The organism is Acetobacterium sp. KB-1, from assembly GCF_003260995.1.
Taxonomy (GTDB): domain Bacteria; phylum Bacillota; class Clostridia; order Eubacteriales; family Eubacteriaceae; genus Acetobacterium; species Acetobacterium carbinolicum.
In genome coordinates this window covers 1,055,640-1,078,706 of record NZ_CP030040.1, presented here as the reverse complement: position 1 = coordinate 1,078,706, position 23,067 = coordinate 1,055,640, and the positions used below count along the sequence as shown (strand labels likewise).

18 protein-coding genes are annotated in these 23,067 nt (G+C 43.3%); 13 read left to right on the top strand and 5 right to left on the bottom strand.

All coding sequences use genetic code 11. The features are described 5' to 3' along the window. Positions 1-529: 529 nt before the first annotated feature. On the top strand, positions 530-3,607 hold the full coding sequence (locus DOZ58_RS04975) for a methyl-accepting chemotaxis protein (RefSeq protein ID WP_111887302.1): 3,078 nt from the start codon (positions 530-532) through the stop codon (positions 3,605-3,607). A 127-nt stretch (positions 3,608-3,734) separates the two neighbouring features. On the opposite strand, the gene DOZ58_RS04970 is transcribed toward DOZ58_RS04975, so the two are convergent. Continuing rightward, positions 3,735-4,673 (bottom strand): CHAP domain-containing protein, encoded by a 939-nt coding sequence (locus tag DOZ58_RS04970; protein WP_111887301.1) that lies wholly within the window; start codon positions 4,671-4,673, stop codon positions 3,735-3,737. A 666-nt stretch (positions 4,674-5,339) separates the two neighbouring features. On the opposite strand from DOZ58_RS04970, the gene rsmA reads away from it, so the two are divergent. Genes rsmA through DOZ58_RS04955 form a run of 3 tightly spaced genes read left to right on the top strand, consistent with a single transcriptional unit; the run spans position 5,340 to position 8,078 of the window. Further along, positions 5,340-6,212: a 16S rRNA (adenine(1518)-N(6)/adenine(1519)-N(6))-dimethyltransferase RsmA gene (rsmA, locus tag DOZ58_RS04965; RefSeq protein ID WP_111887300.1), complete on the top strand. Its 873-nt coding sequence runs from the start codon at positions 5,340-5,342 to the stop codon at positions 6,210-6,212. Positions 6,213-6,252: 40 nt separating this feature from the next. Further along, positions 6,253-7,281, top strand: a complete 1,029-nt coding sequence (locus DOZ58_RS04960) for an ABC transporter ATP-binding protein (RefSeq protein WP_111887299.1) — start codon at positions 6,253-6,255, stop codon at positions 7,279-7,281. Beyond that, positions 7,278-8,078, top strand: coding sequence for a hypothetical protein (locus DOZ58_RS04955; protein ID WP_111887298.1), 801 nt, complete (start codon positions 7,278-7,280; stop codon positions 8,076-8,078). Before DOZ58_RS04960 ends, DOZ58_RS04955 begins: the two co-directional genes overlap by 4 nt. A 114-nt stretch (positions 8,079-8,192) precedes the next feature. On the opposite strand, the gene DOZ58_RS04950 is transcribed toward DOZ58_RS04955, so the two are convergent. After that, complete coding sequence (locus DOZ58_RS04950; RefSeq protein WP_111887297.1) at positions 8,193-9,086, bottom strand: fumarylacetoacetate hydrolase family protein; 894 nt, start codon at positions 9,084-9,086, stop codon at positions 8,193-8,195. 322 nt (positions 9,087-9,408) lie between these two features. Here DOZ58_RS04950 and pyrB point away from each other — a divergent pair, with 322 nt between their 5' ends. The 8 genes from pyrB to DOZ58_RS04910 are packed head-to-tail and all read left to right on the top strand — an operon-like array spanning position 9,409 to position 15,527. Further along, positions 9,409-10,335 carry an aspartate carbamoyltransferase gene (gene pyrB / locus DOZ58_RS04945; RefSeq protein ID WP_111887296.1) on the top strand — a complete coding sequence of 309 codons (927 nt, stop codon included), beginning with the start codon at positions 9,409-9,411 and terminating at the stop codon, positions 10,333-10,335. Continuing rightward, positions 10,332-10,766 carry an aspartate carbamoyltransferase regulatory subunit gene (locus DOZ58_RS04940; RefSeq protein WP_111887295.1) on the top strand — a complete coding sequence of 145 codons (435 nt, stop codon included), beginning with the start codon at positions 10,332-10,334 and terminating at the stop codon, positions 10,764-10,766. Before pyrB ends, DOZ58_RS04940 begins: the two co-directional genes overlap by 4 nt. Before the next feature lie 14 nt (positions 10,767-10,780). After that, positions 10,781-11,956, top strand: a complete 1,176-nt coding sequence (locus DOZ58_RS04935; protein ID WP_111887294.1) for a dihydroorotase — start codon at positions 10,781-10,783, stop codon at positions 11,954-11,956. Further along, a complete protein-coding gene (gene pyrF / locus DOZ58_RS04930; protein WP_111887293.1) occupies positions 11,928-12,788 on the top strand; it encodes an orotidine-5'-phosphate decarboxylase in 861 nt (286 codons plus the stop codon). The genes DOZ58_RS04935 and pyrF overlap by 29 nt, the downstream gene beginning before the upstream one ends. Further along, positions 12,779-13,480, top strand: coding sequence for a dihydroorotate dehydrogenase electron transfer subunit (locus DOZ58_RS04925; protein WP_111887292.1), 702 nt, complete (start codon positions 12,779-12,781; stop codon positions 13,478-13,480). The genes pyrF and DOZ58_RS04925 overlap by 10 nt, the downstream gene beginning before the upstream one ends. Next, the gene (locus DOZ58_RS04920) at positions 13,473-14,378 is read left to right on the top strand and encodes a dihydroorotate dehydrogenase (protein WP_111887291.1); all 906 of its coding nucleotides are present in this window, start codon (positions 13,473-13,475) and stop codon (positions 14,376-14,378) included. Before DOZ58_RS04925 ends, DOZ58_RS04920 begins: the two co-directional genes overlap by 8 nt. A 26-nt stretch (positions 14,379-14,404) precedes the next feature. Beyond that, entirely contained in the window at positions 14,405-14,980 is a 576-nt protein-coding gene (pyrE, locus tag DOZ58_RS04915) for an orotate phosphoribosyltransferase (protein ID WP_111887290.1), read from the top strand. A gap of 25 nt (positions 14,981-15,005) precedes the next feature. Beyond that, positions 15,006-15,527: a type 1 glutamine amidotransferase domain-containing protein gene (locus DOZ58_RS04910; RefSeq protein WP_204355473.1), complete on the top strand. Its 522-nt coding sequence runs from the start codon at positions 15,006-15,008 to the stop codon at positions 15,525-15,527. 266 nt (positions 15,528-15,793) lie between these two features. Here the strand turns inward: DOZ58_RS04910 and DOZ58_RS04905 are convergent, their stop codons facing one another. Both DOZ58_RS04905 and ltaE read right to left on the bottom strand, forming a co-directional pair. Next, positions 15,794-16,912 (bottom strand): hypothetical protein, encoded by a 1,119-nt coding sequence (locus tag DOZ58_RS04905; RefSeq protein WP_111887288.1) that lies wholly within the window; start codon positions 16,910-16,912, stop codon positions 15,794-15,796. A gap of 97 nt (positions 16,913-17,009) precedes the next feature. Beyond that, complete coding sequence (ltaE, locus tag DOZ58_RS04900; RefSeq protein ID WP_111887287.1) at positions 17,010-18,041, bottom strand: low-specificity L-threonine aldolase; 1,032 nt, start codon at positions 18,039-18,041, stop codon at positions 17,010-17,012. Positions 18,042-18,324: 283 nt separating this feature from the next. On the opposite strand from ltaE, the gene DOZ58_RS04895 reads away from it, so the two are divergent. After that, entirely contained in the window at positions 18,325-19,527 is a 1,203-nt protein-coding gene (locus tag DOZ58_RS04895) for an HD-GYP domain-containing protein (RefSeq protein WP_204355472.1), read from the top strand. Between the two features lie 129 nt (positions 19,528-19,656). Here DOZ58_RS04895 and DOZ58_RS04890 read toward each other — a convergent pair whose 3' ends face one another. Then, positions 19,657-22,749, bottom strand: a complete 3,093-nt coding sequence (locus DOZ58_RS04890; protein ID WP_242988608.1) for a methyl-accepting chemotaxis protein — start codon at positions 22,747-22,749, stop codon at positions 19,657-19,659. Positions 22,750-23,067 lie beyond the last annotated feature (318 nt).

The window sequence follows — 23,067 nt, the reverse complement described above, 5'->3', positions numbered from 1 at the left end:
CTTAAAATTTGGTATGATTAATGATATACTCATTTTATAGTGTTTAATGGGGTGTGACAAGAAAAATATAATTTTTTTGATAGCGTATACCATATTTATGTTTATGCAACAAACCATTAACCGATAATGTCTTATTGAAGATGAAATATTACCCTTTAAAAGGTAGTGGTTTAGTCGATAGTTTAATAGGGATAAATTCATGTAAATATTATGAGTCAGTATTATAAAACTAGTTTTGTAATGGACTTAGCATTACAGTGTGACCAGCAAAACGTGCCTTTTAAAACTGATGAGTGAAATGGTTTGCTTTTTTAAGTTGGTGGCACTCAACGATGCGAGGTGTACTGTTTATTTATGTAGCCTTATTTTAGAAGTTATGATTTTAATGCTTTTAATGCTTTTAATGCTTTTATTAAGCGAGCAATGAGCAATAGCGATAAACGAAAATTTCCGGAAGAAAACAGCTAGTTTAAACGATCCGTTAGGAAAGGATTATCACGGTATTTTGTAAATTTTAAGGAGAACCAATATGGAGAAAACTCGAACTACACAAAAAAAACAAATGAATCTACTAACCCGGATACTTATTTACATCGGTATTCCGATTGTAATTATTTATGGTGTTTCATCATTCATCACCTTATACAATGTGAATACATCGATTACCGATCTAACTGAGAAACAGCTAGAAGCAGAATCTGACGCGGCCGCCAGTGAAATAGCAGGAGTGTTTAACAAATATCTCGAAATCACAAGACAAATGGCTGTTAACAGCCAATTTGAAGATGTGACAGATGAGATTACGCCAGGCATGGATGCAATGACAGCTCAGGGATTTGCAAAATCAGAAAAGTCGCTTTTCGGTATCAAGTCATCTGATCCAAATATTCTTGATGCCTGGGTAGGTGAACGCGATACGAATCAGCTACTTTTGTCAAAGGGCGTTCATTCTAGTCCCGATTGGATCATGGTTGAACGGCCGTGGTATATTCAAATGATGGACGTTGGTGGGACAACGATGACGTCGCCCTACGTGGATGCATTGACCGGAAAAATGGTGGTAACGGCAGTTTCACCAATTTATCGAACGGGTACAAAGGATGTCATTAGTGCCGCCGGGTTGGATTTCACTCTGGATAGTGTTTCAGCAATGATGAGTGAATATAAACTGGGTGAGACGGGATTTTTTATTCTGGCCAGCGCTGACGGACAGATGATCTATCATACCAACCAGGAGTATATCAATACCCATATCAATGATTCGGATATGTCGGATAACATTAAAGAAGCCGTTTTGAATCAAAACACTGGGGCCATCGAATATACCAGTGGTGGCTCACACAATCACGGCTATGTTGCGATGGTTGGCAATACTGGTTGGACGATAATTACTGGCCTGCCTGATAAAGAGTTTAACAGTGCCTATAATTTAATTCAGTTCATTACTTTTATCATTATGCTGATCGTTATTGCCGGGATGGTGTTACTCACCGTCTTTACATCCAGAAAAATCGCAAAACCAATCAATATGTTGGCGGGGATCGCCAAAAAGTTGGCGGTCGGCAATGTGGACGTGAATATCGATGGCATCGCAGCCATCAGCAGTGAAACGACAGAACTGACAGCGGCATTTAGTGAGATGGCGAAGAATACCAGGGAGCAGGCAATGGCTGCACAACGGATCGCAACAGGAGATTTGACAATGGACGTTATCCCAAGATCCGATCAAGACGTATTGGGAATCAGCATGGCTGATATGATCAAGTCGTTGCGGGAACTGATTCAGGAAACTGAAATGTTGACCGAAGCCGCAGTAGCAGGCAAGTTATCTGTTCGTGGGAATACTGAAACGTTAAACGGAGGTTACCGGGATATCATCGAAGGTGTTAACGCAACATTGGACGCTGTAATTGGACCACTGAACATGGCATCGGGTTATATCGATAGAATTGGAAAAGGAGAAATCCCCGAAAAGATAAACTCAGAAGCCAAGGGTGATTTTGCCGATTTGATAAACAGCATTAATTCTTGTATTGATGGCTTAGGGGCTTTGATAGAAGGCAGGGAAGTTTTGGCTTTGATGAGCAAGAATGATCTAACCCAACGAATCGATGCGAATTACTCCGGAATTTATGGGGAAATTGCCCAATCCATCAATACGATTCAAGATTCTTTAATGATCGTGGTCAAAGCGGTGGATGATATCTCAAATGGAGATATGAAAATGCTGGATGGATTAAAGGCAACGGGACCACTTAGCGAAAATGATCGCTTAATACCGGGTTTTATCAAGCTGATGGAAAACATCATCATGTTACTTGAAGAATCGGACAGTATGGCTAAAGCCGCCGTGGCCGGGGATCTCGATAATCGGGCTCATGCATCCCGATTCCCGGGAGATTATGCCAAAGTAATCAACGGTTTTAATAACACTCTGGATGCCCTAACCGAACCGATGCAGGAAGCCTCCCAGGTGCTAAATGAGTTGGCTCAGGGTAATCTGAGTACGGCGATGACTGGCGATTACTTGGGACAAAACGGTCAGATCAAAGAGGACATGAATAAAACCATTACATTCCTGAAACAATATGTCCAGGAAATTTCAGAAAAACTGGAAAAGGTCAGCAATGGTGATTTTAACCAGGAAATTACCGCCAACTATCTGGGTGATTTTGTTAATATTAAATATGCCATTAATGATATTACCGCCCATCTTAGTGAAATCTTGACCGAGATTGGGAACTCGGCCAATCAGGTGGAAGCAGGCTCCCGCCAAATATCCGATGGTGGCCAGGCGCTGGCCCAGGGAACAACCGAGCAAGCCAGTGCAATCCAGCAATTGTCGGCTTCCATTGAGGAAGTGGCGGAAGAAACTAAGAAAAACGCCCAAAATGCCAATGCCGCTAATGAACGAACCCTTGAGGTTCGGACGACGGCCGAAGCAGGCAACAAACAGATGGGGGATATGGTTAACGCCATGGAAGAAATCAATGAATCCTCCAATAGTATTTCCAAGATTATTAAAGTCATTGATGACATTGCCTTCCAAACCAATATTCTGGCTCTGAATGCCGCGGTCGAAGCCGCCCGGGCTGGTCAACATGGGAAAGGTTTTGCTGTGGTCGCCGAAGAGGTTCGATCATTAGCGGCGCGGAGTGCCGAAGCCGCCCGGGAAACAACCGGTCTGATTGAAGGCTCCATTGATAAGGTAGAAACGGGTACAAAAATTGCCAATGATACCGCCGACAGTTTAGAAGGGATCTTAAAATCAGTGGCCAAAGTAACCGATCTGGTCAGCAACATCGCTGTCGCATCGAATGATCAGGCCACCAGCATTGCCCAGATCACCCAGGGGATTGAACAGGTTTCCCAAGTGGTACAGACTAATTCGGCAACGGCCGAAGAGAGTGCTGCCGCCAGCGAAGAGCTTTCTGGTCAGGCTGAACTGCTAAAGAATATGGTTTCTGAATTCAAGTTAAAGAGTAAAACAAGTAATGAAGCAAGCACGAGAAAAGATGCTTCTGCAAATCCTCAAATAAGAGAAGAACAGGTCGCGCATCAACCAGCAGAACCACAAATTCAACTTGATGATATAGACAAATACTAAAAAGATCGGTGCTAATGACATTGATGCATCTTAAGCTTATTCTGAAAAATAGCTTATCCTAGAAAAAAGCCTTCCAGTGATGTTTGTAGACGTCATCTGAAAGGCTTTTTCTTTAAAAGTAAGTTACTTAGTTTGTGTGAACAACTTCACCCAGGCTGGTAAAGGTGTCGGCTTTTGTAATGGTTGTGGCGGTCATGGTGTAGTGACCGGCGTTGTCATAAGCATAAACATGGACATTGTAGTCACCAAGCTCGGTATTGTGATCACTGTATGGAATAAAACAACTGGCCACATTGTCAGAAACGCTTCCTTCATGCCAGATTAAATCATCCTGCCCACCGTTTTCGGTCCAGACGGGAAAGTAAACCTGGCTGATCCCGCTTAAGTCATCAGAAACCAGAGCGGTGACTTTGATTCCTTCGCTTTGATAGTCAGTAACCAGTACATCTGATAAAGACGGTGGTGTTATGTCCGATGTGGCATCAATGTAGTCGCCGATGTAGATATAACCTTGAAAACCGCCCACCGAGGTAGCATCCTCAGCACCAATGGTATAGGTGTAATTCTGGAAGTATACGCCACTATAGGTGGATTCGGATAGGGTAACCGTATCGCCGTTGATCGCTTCAACAATTGCCACGTGTCCATCTGAACTGCCACCCCAACAGATCACGGCGCCCAGTTTGGGGGTGGATCCGGAGGGGTAATAACCATTGCTTTGATTATCGGCCCACCATGAATTCGCATTACCCATATGTAAATTTGGGGCGGTTCCTAAAATTTCATACGCCCGGCCAAAAGCGTAGGCGGTACAATTCGGCATACCGTAGCCACCCTGGGCATAAGGATTGTTGGCAAAGAAATAAGGATTATCAGCACTCGGTGCTGTTGTTCGCGCTACGAACAAGCTGGGCAGGGGAGCGGTGTTTTTCGCCGTCTCAACTGCCTGGGTGATTTGGGTTAAATCCACTGCGGCTTCTTTTGCCATAACAGTGCCTGGCGCTATACCCAGGCATAAAACAAAGGCAAGACTTACGCATGCGCTTTTTATTAAGTTTTTCTTCATTTGACCTCCAATGTCAAAACATGATGGTGTCACTATTTTTGTTGTGACTTAAATGCATCATTGATTGTTGCAATTTATTTACAAATTGGCAATGCGTATAATACATTATACATGGATATTTTGCAAGGCCATCGTTAAATACGTTTAAGAAAACGCAGTTATAAGGTTTAATAAGAGAGTTAGATAGTATGATGAAACGGCTTTAGAATGGTAAATATTTACGACACTGAAGAAAGGGAGTTATAACGATATCGGAATCATTTGTAAAAATGATTAATTTAGCTTTAAGTTAAAATGAAATGACTTGTCAAAAAGTAAAGAGTGGAGCTTTACATGAGACATGGAGACGTTTACTTTTTTAACTAAATGACATCCGCTTTCAAATAAATCCGCTAAAAAATTTAATTATTCAGGAATGTTGCCTGTCAGTGGACCAATGAAGGGCTTTTGACAGATTTAAAATTGCAAATTAAACATTTGACAGGATAATGTTTGAAGATCTCGCAAAGTATTGGTTAAATGTTTAAAAGGTTGATTCTTTCCGTATTGAATTGGTGATAAGGTCTTCCCGCAGGATTAAATAAAGTGTATAATAGTTAAGTTATGAATGAAGCCACACAGGATCATTCATAGCGTGTAAATATTTGTTAAACAGAAAGGAAATGAATGGAAAAATTAACATCACCAAGAGTCATTGAAGCATTGTTAAAAAAATACGATCTCCACTTCAATAAACGTTTTGGACAGAATTTTTTAATTGATGAAAATATTGTTCAAAAAATTGTAAAAGCTGGAGATGTAAATGAAAGGGATCTGGTGTTGGAAATTGGTCCGGGGATTGGAACCATGACCCAGGCGCTTAGTGAACATGCGGGCAAGGTTATCACAGTTGAAATTGATAAAAAACTGATACCGGTACTCCGGGAGACATTAAAAGCGTGTGACAATGTCGAAATCGTTCAAGGCGATATTTTAAAAACCAACGTAAAAGAGATATTGGGAGAAGATCTTGCTACCATGCCTCTTAAGATCGTGGCAAATTTACCCTATTATATTACCACTCCCATTATTATGGGTTTTCTGGAATCGGACCTGCCTATAGAGAGCATGACCTTCTTGATTCAAAAAGAGGTGGGTGAGCGTTTGTGTGGGGTTCCCAGCACCAAAGCTTATGGATCTTTGAGCATTGTAGCACAGTTTTATGCCGATATTTCCATAGATTTTGATGTACCTTCCCAAGTGTTTATCCCTAAGCCCAAGGTTGATTCCATTGTTGTAACCCTGAAAAAACTGACGGTTCCCAGAATTGAACTGGAAAACAAGGAATTGTTTTTATCAATTGTCAAAGCCAGTTTTTTGAATCGGCGAAAAACTTTAATTAATGGGCTGACCATGAATACCCCATTTGAAAAAGACGTTTTGCTTGAAGTTCTGGAGGTCTGTAATATAGCACCGGGGATCCGGGGAGAAACCCTTACCGGATCAGATTTTGGCCGAATCGCTAATGAACTGAACAAACGGGTTGACAAATCGGTTTAACCTATAAAAAAGCAAGAATAATGTTTGTAAGGAGAAAAAAATGATTGAATTAAAGGATGTTACCCTTAAATATTCAAGCTCTAGAGGCATTTTCAACTTGAATTTTAAAGTTGAAAAAGGTGAGGCGTTTGGATATGTTGGGCCTGACGACGCCGGAAAAACAACCACCATACGGATGCTCATGGGGTTGATCCGGGCGGGACGGGGCAGTGCCACCATCGATGGACTAAACTGCTTTTTTCGAGCTTCAGCGATTCAAAAAAATTTGGGATATGTGCCCGAAGATGTGGTTCTTTTCGAAAACATGCGGGTGAAAGAGTACCTCAATTTTATCTCCCAGATGCGTGGGATGTTTGGACAAAAAGATAACAGACACAGAGATTCACTGATTGAACGATTCGAGGTCGAAACGCGCGGGAAAATTGAAAACATGTCAATGGGCATGAAAAAAAGACTGTCCATTGTCACAGGTCTGATGCATGATCCTCAAACGTTAATTTTGGATGAACCGACCATCAACTTAACCCCGCTGATGCAGTCGCGATTTTTAGACCTTGTGCTGGAAGAAAAACGCCGTGGGAAAACAGTGCTACTTTCGACCCATCGATTTGAAGAAGTGGAACGAACCTGTGACCGGGTGGGGGTTCTCAAGGAAGGTCATCTGGTCGAAGACCGCGATATTGTCAGTCTGCGAGCCGACGAAACCAAGGCCTATCTGGTTAAATTTGCAGCTCCGCCAAATCTTGAGCAGATTAAGAAATACGGTTTCGGCTATCAGCAGTTTTCGCAAAGTGACTACGAAATATTTTCTCCTGGTGATCGGATTGACGTCTTGATGAAGGTTTTGTCTCATGAAAAGGTATTAGTATTTAATTCTAAAAACCAGTCCCTGGAAGAAATTTTCCAGCAACATTACCAGAAGGAAGTCCATCATGAAGCAATCAAAAAAGAAGTGCGGAACAAAGAAGAAAAACCGGAACAGAAGCGTAAATTGATTAAGGAAAAAGTGGCGAAAGGCAAAGCTCGGCCTGATCAGGAAGAAAAAGTCAGAGAGGGGAAAAAAGTATGAGTATTCCATTGTTTCTAAAAAATATCAAGAACAACACCCTGCTACTGCTGGTTTTTATTGCTCTGATGTCCATTTATCTGGCTGTTATTATCTATATCTATGATCCCAATGGGATAGGGGCAATGGTGGATATGATGTCCATCTTACCGACGACTCTGGTTAATGCCATGGGCTTTGGTACTATTGACAGTGGTCTGACCGGATTTATTGCCAGTTTGTTCTATGGCTTTCTGATTTATCTATTTCCCATGGTTTATTGCATTATTCTGGCCAATCGGTTGGTGGCAAAATGGGTTTATGAGGGTTCCTTTACCAGTTTATTGTGTACCCCAAACAGTCGGATTAAAATCATTGTGACTCAGGGAATTTATCTGCTGTCATCCATTGCGGTTTTATTTGTAGTGCTTTTTCTAGTCGGCTATGGCATGAGTGAAAAGTTTTTTCCAGGAATGCTGGAAGTGCGAGTCTTTCTGAAACTGAATGTCGGGGCCTGTTTAATGACGATGACGATTGGCATGTTTTGTTTTTTCTTTTCCTGTTTGTTCAATAGCACCAAGCTATCATTGTTCTTTGGTGCTCTGATTCCGGTTGGATTCTTTATCCTAAATACACTTAGCAAATTGTCCGAGCGAACTGCCTTTTTAGGAAAATTCTCCCTGTACAATGCTTTTGATGGCCTTGCCATCGTCAATGGACAGGCGAATATCAGCCTGATTATCGGTGGATTCAGCATTTTTATTGTGGTATTATTTGTGGCTGCAATAAGTGTTTTTAGCCTGAAACGTTTGCCGGCTTAAATGATTAATAATCGTTTGACTGTTTTGGAAGCAAACAATATTTAATATTATGCGCCATAAAAAGCCAGCATCGCCTCGAGTCTGACCCGGGTGATGCTAGCTTAATATATTAATTTATTCGATGGTGTTTCGCAAGATGCCGATTCGTTCAATTTCTGCTTCAATCAGATCTCCATGTTTAAGAAATTGTGGCGGATTAAGGGCAAAGCCGACACCGGCAGGGGTTCCGGTAAGAATGATATCGCCCGGAAGCAGGGTCATACCCTGGGACAGGTCACTGATAATGGCGGGGATATCAAAAATCATCTGACCCGTATTGGAGTGCTGTCGTATCTCACCGTTGACCCGGCAGGTGATGTCAAGATCGAAGGGGATTTTTAAATCATTTTTATGTAGGATTCTGGGGCCCAGGGGACAAAAAGTATCCAGCGATTTGCCCTTATACCATTGGGAGTGCTTTTTTTGAAGGTCCCGGGCGGTGATGTCATTGGCGATGGTATAGCCGAAAATATAATCCTCAGCTTCTTCTTTTAAAATATCGCAGCCTTTTCTACCAATGACAATGGCCAGTTCCACCTCGTAGTCGATCTGTTTGGTCGCCTTAGCATGGGATAAAATCACGGTATCCGGACCAGTAACCGCGGTCGGCAGTTTTGAAAAATAGATCGGATTTTCCGGCACGTCGCCTAAGGAGGGGATGTTCTTAATTTCTTTAGCGTGATCAGCATAGTTTTTGCCAAGACAAAAAATATTTCTTGGTGGTTTGGGAATCGGCGCCAGCAGTTTTACCAGACCCAGATTAATCCCCAGATTCTGATGCTCAGTCATGACTTTCTCCATATCAGTCAGTAGTTCGTCGGTAGCCATGGGAATAAACTCGATTAAAAGCTCCGGAAATTTAAGACCCATTAGCTTACCAATGGTTGTAATTGGTAAGACCTTTGTTTCATCGGCGGTTAGAACGCCGCCTTCACTAAAAGCGTTATATTGATACGTTACGAAATACATTTAAAACGCCTCCTTTTTTCTTCTCATCATACCATTATCCGCTCCCAAATTCCAGTTAAATCCTTACGCTTGCGCCTATTGAACCAGAAGTCGAAATATTATCTTAAGTTAACGGTTTCTTTTAATCAAAGCCCATTGACAATTCTGCCTAATTAAATTATGATTACTGTAATTAAGTATGCAGGCTTTGTAAAGCGAGGCATAATGGTGCAAAAGAAACGATACATTTAATGGGGGAAAATGCCTGTTTGAAAGTATGCCGCTATTTTTATAAAGCGGCTTGTTTTTTGCCCATAATTGTGTTTATTATAGGAGGAACAATATGTTAAAAGGAAGACATTTAATCGAGCCTGGAGACTTTCAACTAAACGAAATTGAATCGATTATGCAGCTGGCTGATAATATTATTGCAGACCCTGAGGGTTATTCTTTGGTTTGCAAAGGTAAATTATTAGCCAGCCTTTTTTATGAGCCTTCCACCCGGACACGATTCAGTTTTGAAGCGGCGATGCTTCGTCTAGGCGGGGAAATCATCGGGTTTGATGATCCAAATAATTCGTCGGTGTCCAAGGGAGAAAGTCTGGGGGACACCATCAGGACGATCGAGTGCTATTCCGATATCGCTGTGATTCGGCATCCCCGGGAAGGAACGGCTCGGCTGGTCTCTAAATTTGCCAACGAAATGCCGATTATCAATGCTGGCGATGGCGGCCATGAACATCCTACCCAGACCTTAACCGATCTACTGACGATCAGGAAATTCAAAGGCGGCTGCGACAACCATGTGGTAGGGGTTTGTGGCGATTTGCTTTTTGGCCGTACCATTCATTCTCTGGTTAAAATGCTGAATCGTTATAAGGGTGTTCGGTTTGTTTTTATTTCTCCGACAGAATTGAAAATGCCGACTCATATCTTAAATCAGCTGGATTCAAAAACCTATAATGAAACGACCAGTTTGGATGAGGTTATCGGCGAACTGGATATTCTCTACATGTCCCGGGTTCAGCGGGAACGGTTTGTCAGCGAAGAAGAATACCTGCGGTTAAAAAACTATTATATTCTGGATAAGAAGAAAATGAAGGGCGCCAAACAGGATATGATAGTTATGCATCCGTTGCCCCGAGTTAATGAAATTGCTACCGAAGTTGACGAAGATCCCCGGGCTGTTTATTTTACTCAGGCTAAATACGGAATGTATGTGCGTATGGCACTCATTACCAAGCTTTTGGGAGTGGAGGATAGAAAATGATCAATGTATCGAAACTAAAAAAGGGCATCATCATCGACCATATCGAGGCAGGTCACGGATTTGAGATATACAAGGAGCTCCATCTCAATGACATTGATGATGTGGTGGTGCTGCTAAAAAACATTCCCAGCAAGAAAATGAAGCAAAAGGACTTAATTAAAATCGAAACCGACATGCAGATTGATATGACTGTTTTGGGTCTGATTGATCCGAATGTCACGATTAACTTTGTCAAGAATGGTGAATTGTACAAAAAAATAAGTTTGACCCTTCCAAAGGTTGTCAACGGCATTATGACCTGCAAAAATCCCCGTTGCATCACCCAATATGAGGATGTGCAGGATATTAAATTTTTTCTGGTGAACGAAGAGAAAAGACAATACCGCTGTGAATACTGCGACGCCTACACCACTTTTATTGAAGAAGAATAACAAAAGGAGGAAACATGAAAACCTTAATCAAGAACGTTGAAATGGTTGATGCTAACGGAAGACGGTTTGGCAAGGTATTGATTGAAGACGGAAAAATAAAAAAAGTGTATAAAGAAAAAGGGACTGTTAAAACAGCATATGACAAGGAAATCGACGGCCGGGGCTATCAGCTGATGCCGGGATTTATTGATATGCACTGTCATTTGCGAGACCCTGGCTATGAATATAAAGAAACCATGGAAACCGGTATGCAGGCGGCACTAAAAGGTGGGTATACGACACTGGTGGCGATGGCTAATACAAAGCCCATTATTGATGAAGCAGAAGCTCTGAAAACCAATCTGGATAAAGCCGAGGCACTAAACCTATGTAACCTGATCCAGGTGGCGGCCCTGACAAAGGGCTTTAATGATGCCGATTTAGTTGATTTAGAAGTACTGCGGCAATTGACGCCAGTATTTTCCAACGACGGAGTTTCGATTCTGAATTCGGACATCATGGTGGCAGGGCTGAAGGCTTCAAGTGAACAGGATTTTATTTTATTAACCCATTGTCAGCCGGAAACTGAACTGGTAAGTCGGGATGTCAAGTTGCTCGAAGAAATTGGCGGACATCTTCATGTTTGTCATATCAGTAAGAAAGTTACTTTGGATCTGATTGTAGAAGCTAAGGAAAAAGGTCTGGATGTCACCTGCGAGGTCACCCCCCATCATATCTTTGCTTCGGCCATGGACTATAAGGTCAATCCGCCGTTTCGGACTTATCCTGATCGTCGTGCGTTAATTGAGGGGATAAAAGATGGCAGCATTGACATGTGTGGCACTGATCATGCCCCCCACTCGGAAGAGGATAAGCTAAAAGGGGCTCCGGGAATCAACAATTTCGAAATGGCTTTTGCGATGTATTTCACGGTCTTTGATCAGAACGGTATCGGTTTGGAGAAACTCAGTGAGATGCTCAGCGACGCCCCGGCCAAACGCTTAGGTCTTAAAACGGGGCTCATCAAAGAACGGTATCCAGCGGATCTGGTTCTGGTGGATTTAAACTGGGAAGGGAAATTAAACCCCAAAGAATTTGTCTCAAAAAGTAAAAATAATCCCTTTGGTGGTGAGACCCTAAAAGGAAAAGTAATGATGACCATGGTGAAGGGAGAAATTAAATATGATGATAATGGACAGGCTCTATCATGAAGCTGTAAAAAAAGGACCGATCTGTGTGGGTCTGGACTCAACCTTAAAATTCTTACCCAAATATCTACTTAGTAAAGACTGCTCCGATGGTGAGAAAATAACCGAATTCAATAAAAAAATAATCGATGCGACTGCAGATCTGGCAGCCTGCTACAAGGTACAGATTGCCTGTTACGAGTCACTGGGACTAGACGGTATGAAGGCCTATAGCGAAACGGTTAAATATGCCCGGAGCAAAGGTATTGTCGTTATTGGTGATGTGAAACGAGGCGATATTTCGTCCACCGGCGATCAGTATGCCAAAGGTCATTTCACTGGTGATTTTGAGGTAGACATCATGACCGTTAACGCCTATATGGGCGTTGACGCGGTATCACCTTATTACAAGTATATTAAAGAAAACAACAAGGGGCTTTTTATCCTCCAACGAACATCCAACCCGTCAGCGGTGGATCTTCAGAACCTGACGGTGGGTGATGATACCATCTACGAAATCATGGGAGACAAAATCGAAGCCTGGGGAAGCGCCTTCCGCGGAGAAAATGGCTTTTCAGCCATTGGTTCAGTAGTAGGACTGACCCGTCCGGAAGAATTCGAAGCGATTCGGGCCCGTTGTCCCCATACCTTCTTTTTAGTGCCGGGCTACGGCGCCCAGGGCGGAACCGGTGAGGACATTGCCAAGATCCTAAAAGCATCCCGTTGTGCGGTCGTAAACTCATCGCGGGGATTGATTACCGCTCATCAAAAGGCTGGCTGTGAAGATGAGGGCTTTGCAGAACAGATTAGAAATGCAACCCTGGCAATGCAGGAGGATATTCTTAAATGGCTTTAATCCGAAGTAATACGCTTGTGTCACCGGGAATTTATAAAATGACGGTTGCCTTTACCGGAGCAGTAAAACCAGGGCAATTCTTTATGCTGCGAGCCTGGGACAAGGACCCGCTACTATCCCGACCGATCAGCGTTCACGATTACGAACCCGGTCTGCTTACCTTTTTGTATCAGGTGGTGGGAAAAGGAACCGAAATCTTAGCCCGGCTTCAGACCGATGACGATGTGACCATTCAGGGTCCTTATGGCAATGGTTTTCCCGAAATAACCGGCGACTTGTGTGTGGTTGGCGGCGGTATCGGGACAGCACCCCTATATTATCTGGTACGCCATTACCGTAATCAAAACCCCCTTGGTAAATGTCGGGTTTATCTGGGCTTTCGGGATATCGCTTACGGGGTTGACGCCTTTGAAGTGCTGGCAGATGAAATGATTCTTGATGTTGGGGGGATTATCACCCACAAACTTGCGGTTTTACCCGGCGAAACCGTGGTGACCTGCGGCCCGGAAATTATGATGGAAGCGGTAGCTAAAGCCGTGCCAAAAGAGAATCGCGTGTATGTTTCGCTAGAAGCCCATATGGCCTGCGGGATCGGTGCTTGTCTGGGGTGCAGCTGTGAAACCCGATCTGGCAATAAAAAGGTCTGTAAGGACGGCCCTGTGTTTGTCCGCGAGGAGGTCTTTTATGTCTAAATGTCTGGAAACAAAATTTAGTGACATCCGCTTTAAAAATCCGGTGATCCCAGCTTCCGGAACCTTCGGTTTTGGCCGGGAGTATGAAGCCTTTTATGATCTGGCTAAGCTTGGCGGCCTCTGCTCTAAAGGGTTGACCTTAGAACCCAAATCCGGTAACTCGGGCATGCGACTCTGGGAAACCCCGGCCGGACTGATGAATAGTATTGGTCTGGAAAACCCCGGAATTGACGCCTTTATTGAAAATGAATGGCCCCACCTTAAAGAAATCGATACTGTTACCATTGTCAATGTTGGCGGAAAAGATGAAGAATCTTATCTAACTGCTATTGAGAAACTCAATGCCATTGATGTCCAGCTGATTGAACTGAATATTTCATGCCCCAATGTGAAAGCTGGGGGTATGGCTTATGGCATTAAGGCTCAAACCGCTGGTGACATTACCAGAAAGGTGGTGGAACTTTCCCACCATCCGATTATGGTCAAATTATCGCCCAATGGCGAAGCGGTGGCTGACATTGCCCGGGCTTGTGAGGATGCCGGTGCCCAAGGGATTTCACTGATTAATACGCTACAGGGAATGGCCATTGATTACAAGAAAAAAGCCGTTGTTTTTGATAATCTTTATGCCGGCCTGTCCGGTCCGGCGGTGAAACCCATTGCCCTGCGGATGACCCATCAGGTCTGTCGGGCGGTGAAAGTTCCGGTGATGGCTATGGGTGGCATCAGCGATTGGAAAGACGCTCTGGAATTTATTATGGCCGGGGCAACCTGTGTTCAAATCGGCACCATCAATTTTAATAACCCGATGGCACCGATTGAGATCATTGAAGGGTTAGAAGCCTATTGTGTTAGCGAAGGCCTTGTCAATATCGACGCAGTCCGGGGAATCGTTTAATATAAAATACAGAAATGAGGAATAAGATGAGTCAAGAAATATTAGAAATACTTAAAGAAACCGATGCCTTTTTAGAAGGACATTTTTTACTGTCATCAGGGAAACACAGCGATCAGTATGTTCAATGTGCCAAGGTGTTGCGCTTCCCGGATGCCGCCGCCAAGGTCTTAGCGCCGGTTGTCGAGCAGTTAAAGGCACTCGAAATTGATAAGGTTGTGGGCCCGGCCATGGGCGGTGTCATTGTGTCCTACGAAATTGGCCGACAGTTGGGCAAAGAATCCATTTTTACCGAACGTAAAGATGGGCTGATGGAGTTACGACGCGGCTTTGAATTAAAACCCGGCGAACGGGTTATTATCACCGAAGACGTCGTCACCACCGGAAAATCCACCATTGAAACGAAAAAAGTGCTTGAAGAACTGGGAGCGGTCGTCCTCGGTGTCGCCTGCATCGCCGACCGTCGTGCCGCCGGTGTCGAAATCAACATGCCCATTTACTCAGCCATTAAACTGGAAATCACCGCCTGGGACCCGGATGACTGTCCCGTTTGTAAGGCTGGTAAAGTCGCACTAGTTAAGCCCGGTTCCAGAGGGAATGTCTAAAAATAAAAAACAGGAGGAAAACAAGATGAAAAACAAAAAGATTATCGCGCTGATTAGTAATGATTTTGAAGATCTTGAATTGTGGTACCCCGTGCTTCGCTTACGGGAAGAAGGGGTTACCGTTGATGTTGTTGGGGAGGAAGCCGGCAAAAAGTACATCGGTAAATACGGTGTGCCGTGTGTGTCCGACTTGGCTTATACTGACATCAATCCTGACGATTATGACGGAATTCTGGTTCCCGGCGGCTGGGCACCGGATGCGATCCGCCGTTTCCCGGTGGTTTTAGAGATGATCCGCAACCTGGATAGCCGCAAACGGGTCATTGGTGAAATCTGTCATGCCGGATGGGTGCTGATTTCTGCTGGCATCCTCAAAGGTAAAAATGTTACCAGTACCCCTGGCATCAAAGATGACATGACCAATGCCGGTGCAATCTGGCATGATACGCCTTCGATTATCGACGGTCACATCGTCTCAAGCCGTCGGCCTCCGGATCTGCCAGAATATATGATTGATTATATTAAGGTCCTGAAAGCTCAGGATTGATCAGACCTGTTAAATTAAAGATACCGACATTTGTCCTTCGATAGCCAATATGCATCGTAGCGGACTGATGTCGGTATTTTTGTATTAAAAAAAAGCTGACCATAATTAAGCATTGGCTGTGGTCAGCTTTTACATCTGGCTGTTCGTGGCAAAAAAATCTTCCATGGGCAGTCATTTCAAACGTTAATTAATTTTTTTTATAACATGTAATTGCGCTTGAACGATATTTAAGAGATTGATATGATAATTAGATTGGGACAGGTTATTTATTGCTCCACAAAATCGACAATAATTTCGATCAGTTCCATGGCCAGTTTATTGAAATGATCCCCGGTGAGGTCATCGGTGCCTGAATAAATTAAGACAAAAGACTTGGCGTTAAGACCTACGCCAATTTTGATTCGCGGTTTATCTTTAAAGGCGATTGGAATATTGTCATTTCTCAGGGTGATGTACATTTTTTGCTTGTCGGCAAAAAGTTTCACGAGCGTTCGGCCGTCCTCGGCTTTAATACTATAAGATCCGTTAAAGGTAATGACCTTGCTGGTAGTGAGTCGATCGCCAAGAGAGACTAAAAATTCCTCCAAATTCAGCTTTAAATCCGGGTGCCATTGGTCCAGAACAATGGTCCGGATGGTCGGGTCGTTATTGCTGGAGCCGGTTTCTGCGGGCAGATGCAAAACGTTCTCTTTTGCCGTAGAATAATATCCCTTTCGGGCGTTAATAAGGTTTTGTTCTTCTAGCATGGCAAAGGAAATCAATCCAAAAAATTGCTTTTCGGCTCGCCAGCCACTGACACCAATGGGAGGGAGGAAGTTGGCGTTTTTAAAGGGCTGGATGTCGACGGGATCATTGGTTAGGGCGACAAATAAAAAATCCGGATTGTATCCGAATTTGTCAATACAAAGTTTGATCATGACAGGTTTTTTCAGAACCTTTGGCAGATCATGATAGAGCTTGTAGGCTTCATCCACATCTTCAATAAAACCGCCATCCTTCTGATGGTGATAAGCCTTGGCCAGACGATACATCAAAGCCAGACGAATATTGAGTTTATCGCCGATATCTTTGTACTTATTGGGAAAAAGTTTTATGTTCAGTTTCTCCGACGCATCATCATAGGCGGAAATTTTTGATTCGACAAAAATTACATGTCGCTGGAGGCTCTTTTCTTCGGCAATGATGATCAGATTAGGTTTGCCAAACTGCCCCAGTGACGGCTCAATGATAAAGCTTATTTTGACAATGTCCGGCAGCCATTCAGGCTTGAAGTCATCAGTGAATTTAATTGTCTTTAAAAATTTTAATTGTTTCTCGAAATCGGTTTCCATATCAAGTATGATGCTGTTCACAACACCTTGGTTACCGTAGAAAGTGGTTGTCATAAAGAATCCTCCATTTGTAGTGACTTTAGTATACCACGTCAAGCCTAACTATAAAAGGATTTTGATGCATCGACGCGATGAAAATGAAAGGTAAAAATCAAGAACATCGTGAAACAAGCGTCTTCATGCTTTCAATGACCCAGTCGATATCATCTGAGCTGACACCGTGATTGGTAACAAATCGGTACTCACCGTCTTCTTGTCCGCTGATTTTTATGTTTTTTTCTAATAGCCCGGAAACCAGTGTCGATTCGGTAATCACCGATTCGGGTAGGGTGAAAAAAACCATATTAATGTCGAGACGATTCCACATGACCATACAGGATTCAATTTCTTCCAGTCGATTAGCCAGGTAACGAGCATTCTGATGATCTTCTTGCAGGCGGGGGACCATGTCAGTTAGGCTGATAATTCCGGCTGCAGCGAGGATGCCCGCCTGACGAAGCCCGCCGCCCATCAACTTTCTGTTTTTTCGGGCTTTTTTGATAAAACTGGTAGTTCCGAGTAGCAATGAGCCTACCGGTGCGCATAAGCCTTTGGAAAGACAGACATTAACAGAGTCTCCCTGCGCAGCTATTTCTTTCGCCTCAACACTCAGGGCAAGGGCGGCATTAAAAATTCTGGCCCCGTCAATATGAACGGGGATATCTCGAGACTTTGCCAGCGCATACACCGCCTCCATATTGGAGAGTGGAACAACTTTACCGGAAGACTGAGCATTTTCCATGCAGATCAGACCAGTATTCGGAAAATGGATATCATTGCCCCGAAGCATCAGCTTGAGTTTGTCCACATCGATGCCATCAGCAAGAACCGGAAAGGTTCTAATCTGAACGCCAGAAAGAACGGCGGCAGCACCGACCTCGTGCATCAGGATATGACAGGCATCACCGACTAAAACCTCATTTCCTCGTTGGGTATGGGTCATAATTGCCAGTTGATTTCCAAAAGTGCCGGATGGTACAAACAGTGCGGCTTCTTTATCCAGCAATTCGGCAGCCAGTTGTTCGAGCTGGTTGATCGTAGGGTCATCCCGATAGACATCGTCACCCACGGGTGCATTGGCCATGGCAATTCGCATGGCTTGGGTTGGCTGTGTGACGGTATCGCTTCTTAAATCAATAATCATAAATTTTTCACCTCATATAACTAAACTTAGATGCTACTGATATTATATATTTTTAAAACATTTTTTACCAGATTAAAATACAGATCAATAAAATACGAGTCAGCGTTCTGAATTATCTGAAAAAAAGTTAGTCCCATCGAAAAAATGATGGTGTTTTATGTTACAATCGTAACAAAGATATGCTATTATATCATGACACGATTAAAAACGGATGCGTTATCGGAAAGGAAAAAATATGGTCTCTTTATTAGAGTTAACACTTCAACTATCAAGAGCTACAGATATGGTAAGCCCGGAATTACATCATCATCAACGTCTTGTCGCCTATATTACCAATAATTTGGGGGAAGAGTTGAACTTTGAAGAAAAGAAACTAAATGAAGTCTGTGTCGCTGCCGTTTTACACGATATTGGCGGTTTAAGCATGCAGGAACGGATAAAGGTACTCAAATTTGAAGCCATCAATCCCCACCAACATGCCCGGATTGGATGGTTGCTCTTAAAAGACTACCGGGAGTTTTCAGAGATCGCTAAAATTATTAAATTTCACCATGTCGATTGGAACGATGGCGAGGGTTTAATGTTTTGTGGAGAAGCGGTGATGCCAGAAAGTCATCTTATTCATCTGGCAGATCGGATCGCCACTCTTATATCCAAAGATGAAAAAATCATTTACCAGAAGGATCGGATTTTTGAAAAAATTGCCGCTGCTTCGGGTCGAAAATTTAATCCGGACTATGTAAAAGCTTTTGAAAGGCTAAAAGAAAAGGAGTTTTTCTGGTACGATCTGGAATCAATTTCCAGCGCCCGACGGTATTATAAAAATATCCGATTTCAGGATCAACGACTGGATATTGATGAATTAATTGGTATAACCAAACTTTTTGCCCGGGTCATTGACTTTCGGAGCAGATTTACCGCAGTTCACAGCGAAGGGGTTTCATCTGTGGCGAAACGCTTGGCGCAGCACTTGAAATGTGATGAGTTAACCTGTAAGAAAATTCAGGCGGCCGGATATATCCATGATATTGGTAAATTGACGGTACCGACTGAAATTCTTGAAAAGCCGGCGGGACTCTCCCACGCTGAATTTGCGGTGATGAAAGAACATACTTATCATACCTATGTATTACTCTGTCAAGTTACGGGATTTGAAGAAATCAATGAATTTGCCTCCATGCATCATGAACGGCTGGACGGAACGGGCTATCCGTTTAAGAAAAAGGGATCAGAGCTTTCACTGGGAGCCCGAATCATGGCTGTCGCCGATATTTTTACAGCCGTTTCTGAAAACAGACCTTATCGTAAAGGTATGCAAAAAGAAAAGGTTGTTAATATTTTAAAGCAAATGGCAGAAGATAAAAAAATTGATGCGGATATTGTGGCAACGCTTATCACTTACTATCATGACATTAATAATGCCCGAATTAAGGCTCAGAAGAAGGCCAGGATCCGCTACAATGATTTTGCTAAACTATTGACATGATCGGGAGAATCAACTGGAACGGAAAGCATTAAAAATAAGTATCAACTGCAATAAAAAATCCTGTCTGAGTGCTCAGACAGGATTTTTAAAGTACAAGATTTTTTCTGCTAAGATTTTTAGGTTGCTTATTTAATACTTATCAAAGTCCAGATCATCTAAGATTATTTCTGGCTGAGGGGAGGGCTCAGCAAGGATCGTTTCGGTTTGGGCTGTAATTGCTCCAATGGTTGTCTTTTTTGTGGTTTTTAATTTAAATGCATCAACCATTTGTTTTAGCATTTCAGCCTGACCGGAAAGTTCCTCGCTCGCAGCGGCACTTTGTTCAGCAGTGGCTGAGTTGGTTTGAACGACATTCGAGACTTGTTCGATCCCCTTCGTGATTTGGGCAATTTCTGATGCCTGATCATTGGAAGCGCGGGCAATTTTGCCGACCAGACCCGTTACTTTTTCAATTTCGCTGAGAATTTCAATCAGACTTTCAGCCGTTTCATCGGCTATTTTGGTGCCAACTTCCACTTTATCAATGGAGCCTTCAATGAGACCAGTGGTTTCTTTAGCGGCTTCAGCGCTGCGGGCAGCGAGGGTTCGCACTTCTTCAGCAACAACGGCAAAACCCTTGCCATGTTGTCCGGCCCGGGCAGCTTCCACGGCAGCATTTAAAGCTAGAATATTGGTTTGGAAAGCGATGTCGTCAATCACCTTGATAATTTTGGATATACTACTTGATGATTCATTGATTTCCACCATCGCGGTGACCATTTTTGACATCTGTGAATTGCCCACTTCGGCGTTGGTTCGAACTTCGATCGCCCGCTCATTCGCTTCATTGGCGTTTCTGGCATTTCGCTTTGTTTCTGCAGCAACTTCTTCAATCGAGGCGGTGAGTTCCTGGATGGCACAGGCCTGTTCAGTAGTACCTTGAGATAAGGCCTGACCGCCGTCAGAAATTTGAATGGCTCCAGCTTCGACCTGCCCGGCGGCATCATCGATTTCTTTCATCACTTCGCTTAAGTGGCTGGTTATACCGTTAATTGCAAGTTTGATCGCAACAAAATCGCCATGATAATAGGCTTTTATTTCCTGGCTAAGGTCACCATCGCCAACACGTTGAAGGACGGTTGTAATCTCATCGACATACTTCTTCAGGAAGCGGATAGTGCGGTTCATATCTTCTTTAATCTTCCCGTGTTGGCCTTTGAAATCACCGTTCATAGTAAAGTTTAGATTACCCTTTGACAATTCATTAAGAGCTGCGGAAGTAGCCTGGATTGGCTCAATTACCGCATCAAGGGTCTGGTTGAATCCTGAAATAACCTTTGCATATTCGCCCATGAATTTAGAGGGGTCACCCCGATGATCCAGATCGCCTTCGACAGCCAGCTTGGTCATTTCATCAGCTTCGCCAACCAGGGAGTGAATGTTCTCAATCATTTGAATCAGTGTTGGTATAAATTCGTCTTCATCACTACGTTTTCCGATATTGACCAGTTCATCGTAGTCGCTCATGATGCCATTTGAAACATGACTGACAATGGCCTGAATATAGCTAAGCTTCCATTGGATTTCATTTACTGAGGTAGCTAAATCGCCAAACACACCAAGATAGGTCCCTTCCATTTTTGCAGAAAAATCATTAACGAAGAGACGATGGAGCACTTCGCCGGTTTCGGTTAAAGCCCCTAGCCCATCGATACAAGCGTTAATATTATTTTTAAGATCGTTGAAATCACCTTTATAAACAGTGGTTATTTTGGGCGGAATCACCCCGTTGCCGATGCGCTCGATGGCTTTGTTGGCAACCTTGAGGGGTTTAACAAAGGTATTAATGACTGTATTTAAGGATATAATCAGATCTTTGTAAGCGCCGGTGAAGTCATTGGTGTTACCCCGATAATTGAGTTGACCTTCCAAGGCAGCCGTTCCAATTTTCATAATTGCATCGTGAACCCGGTTCATTTCAGTTAGAACGGCAATCATTGAGTAGGTGATAACGTCATCTTCGGATCTTGGCGTGATGGCAAGCTTAAAATCACCCTGGGCCATACGGTGAGCGGCCTCGGCCATGCCCTTATTGTTCTGGATCATCGTTTCAAATGACTTCATCAAATCGCCAATTTCATCATGGGTTGTTATTTCAATTTCAACATCGACTTTACCAACGGCAACCTGATCAGCTATTTCTTTGAGTCTGATGATGGGCTTGGTGAGTTTTTGGGCCAAAACATAGGCAGCAACGCCACCAATTAAGAGAATAACCAATGAGATCAACAGGATCAGATTTTTCAAACTGGTGATTGGATCTAAAACATCATCTTCATACTGGGCAACAATCAGCGTCCAGTTTGTTCCGGGAATGGGTGCGGCGGAGCCAATTTTTGTTTCGCCATCAACAGTATAAGTAAGCATCCCGGCGGTCGGGTTATCGAGTCCTTTTAGAGCTAAGGCAAAACTCTTCCAGGTGCCATCTGTTTTTATGTCATCAAACACGTTAACTTGATCAAGAATCATCACAACGTTAGGGTGGGCCATGATGGCACCGTTTTCGTTGACAACAAAGCCGTATTGGCGTTCACCATCGCCCATGGCATTGGTCGTATTGTTTAAGAAGGTCGGGTCCCGCCGACCAATTAGAAGACCTACAACCTGATTATTATTTTTAATCGGAGCGACATCAAGTACAACGGGTTCCTTGGTGACCTTACTGATGGCAACATCAGAAATAGAAAGATTGCCTTTAAAACCATCTTCGTACCAGAACTCACCAGCAGAATCAAATTCTCCGCCACCTTTAATGTATTTGCCGTGGCCTTCCAGGCTCATGACGGCAATATCCTGATAACCTAATTGTTCGATATTGCTACTAATGGCATCCACCTGGGTTTGCCAGTCCATCGTAGTAACATGGGCTCGGGAGGCTACTTCACTAAGGGTAGACAGGTTTCCGCTAATAATGGCACCAACATGAGAGGCTCCTTCGGTGGTATATTTTTGGGCATCGGTATTAGCCTGACTCGTGAGTGCAGCGGCCCCCAAATTAACGGAGATGATCCCAAGGGAAAACACTGCCAGTGTAATTAGTGAGACAGTAAATACCAATAACTTCGTAGATATTCGCGATTTACGGTGAGTTTCGGCTGGCATAGGTTCAGCTGGTTCTGGTGCGGTGCCTGTTAAATGGCTTGCTTCCGAAACCGGCATCGATTTTTCTTGGTTTTCGTTCATAATAACCCCTTTCAAATATAATCTTTTGTTTAGCCTGCAACAAACTTCTATAAAATTAGTAGAAGTACTGCTAATCAGGGTATAACTCGATTAAGTATAAGTGCGTACTTGCATCACAAACGATTGTGCGCTGTATTATTATAGCTTTTATTACAACAAATATCTACTGTTTAAAAACAAAAATTTATCAGCTTGTAGGGAATCTGATTAGTTGACGCTATGACTGCATAAATGTTATGTATTTTGTCTGGTATTTAATTTTAAGATGAAAACACTGGTTAAATGCAGCTAGTCTTGATACAATAGTTAAAATAGACG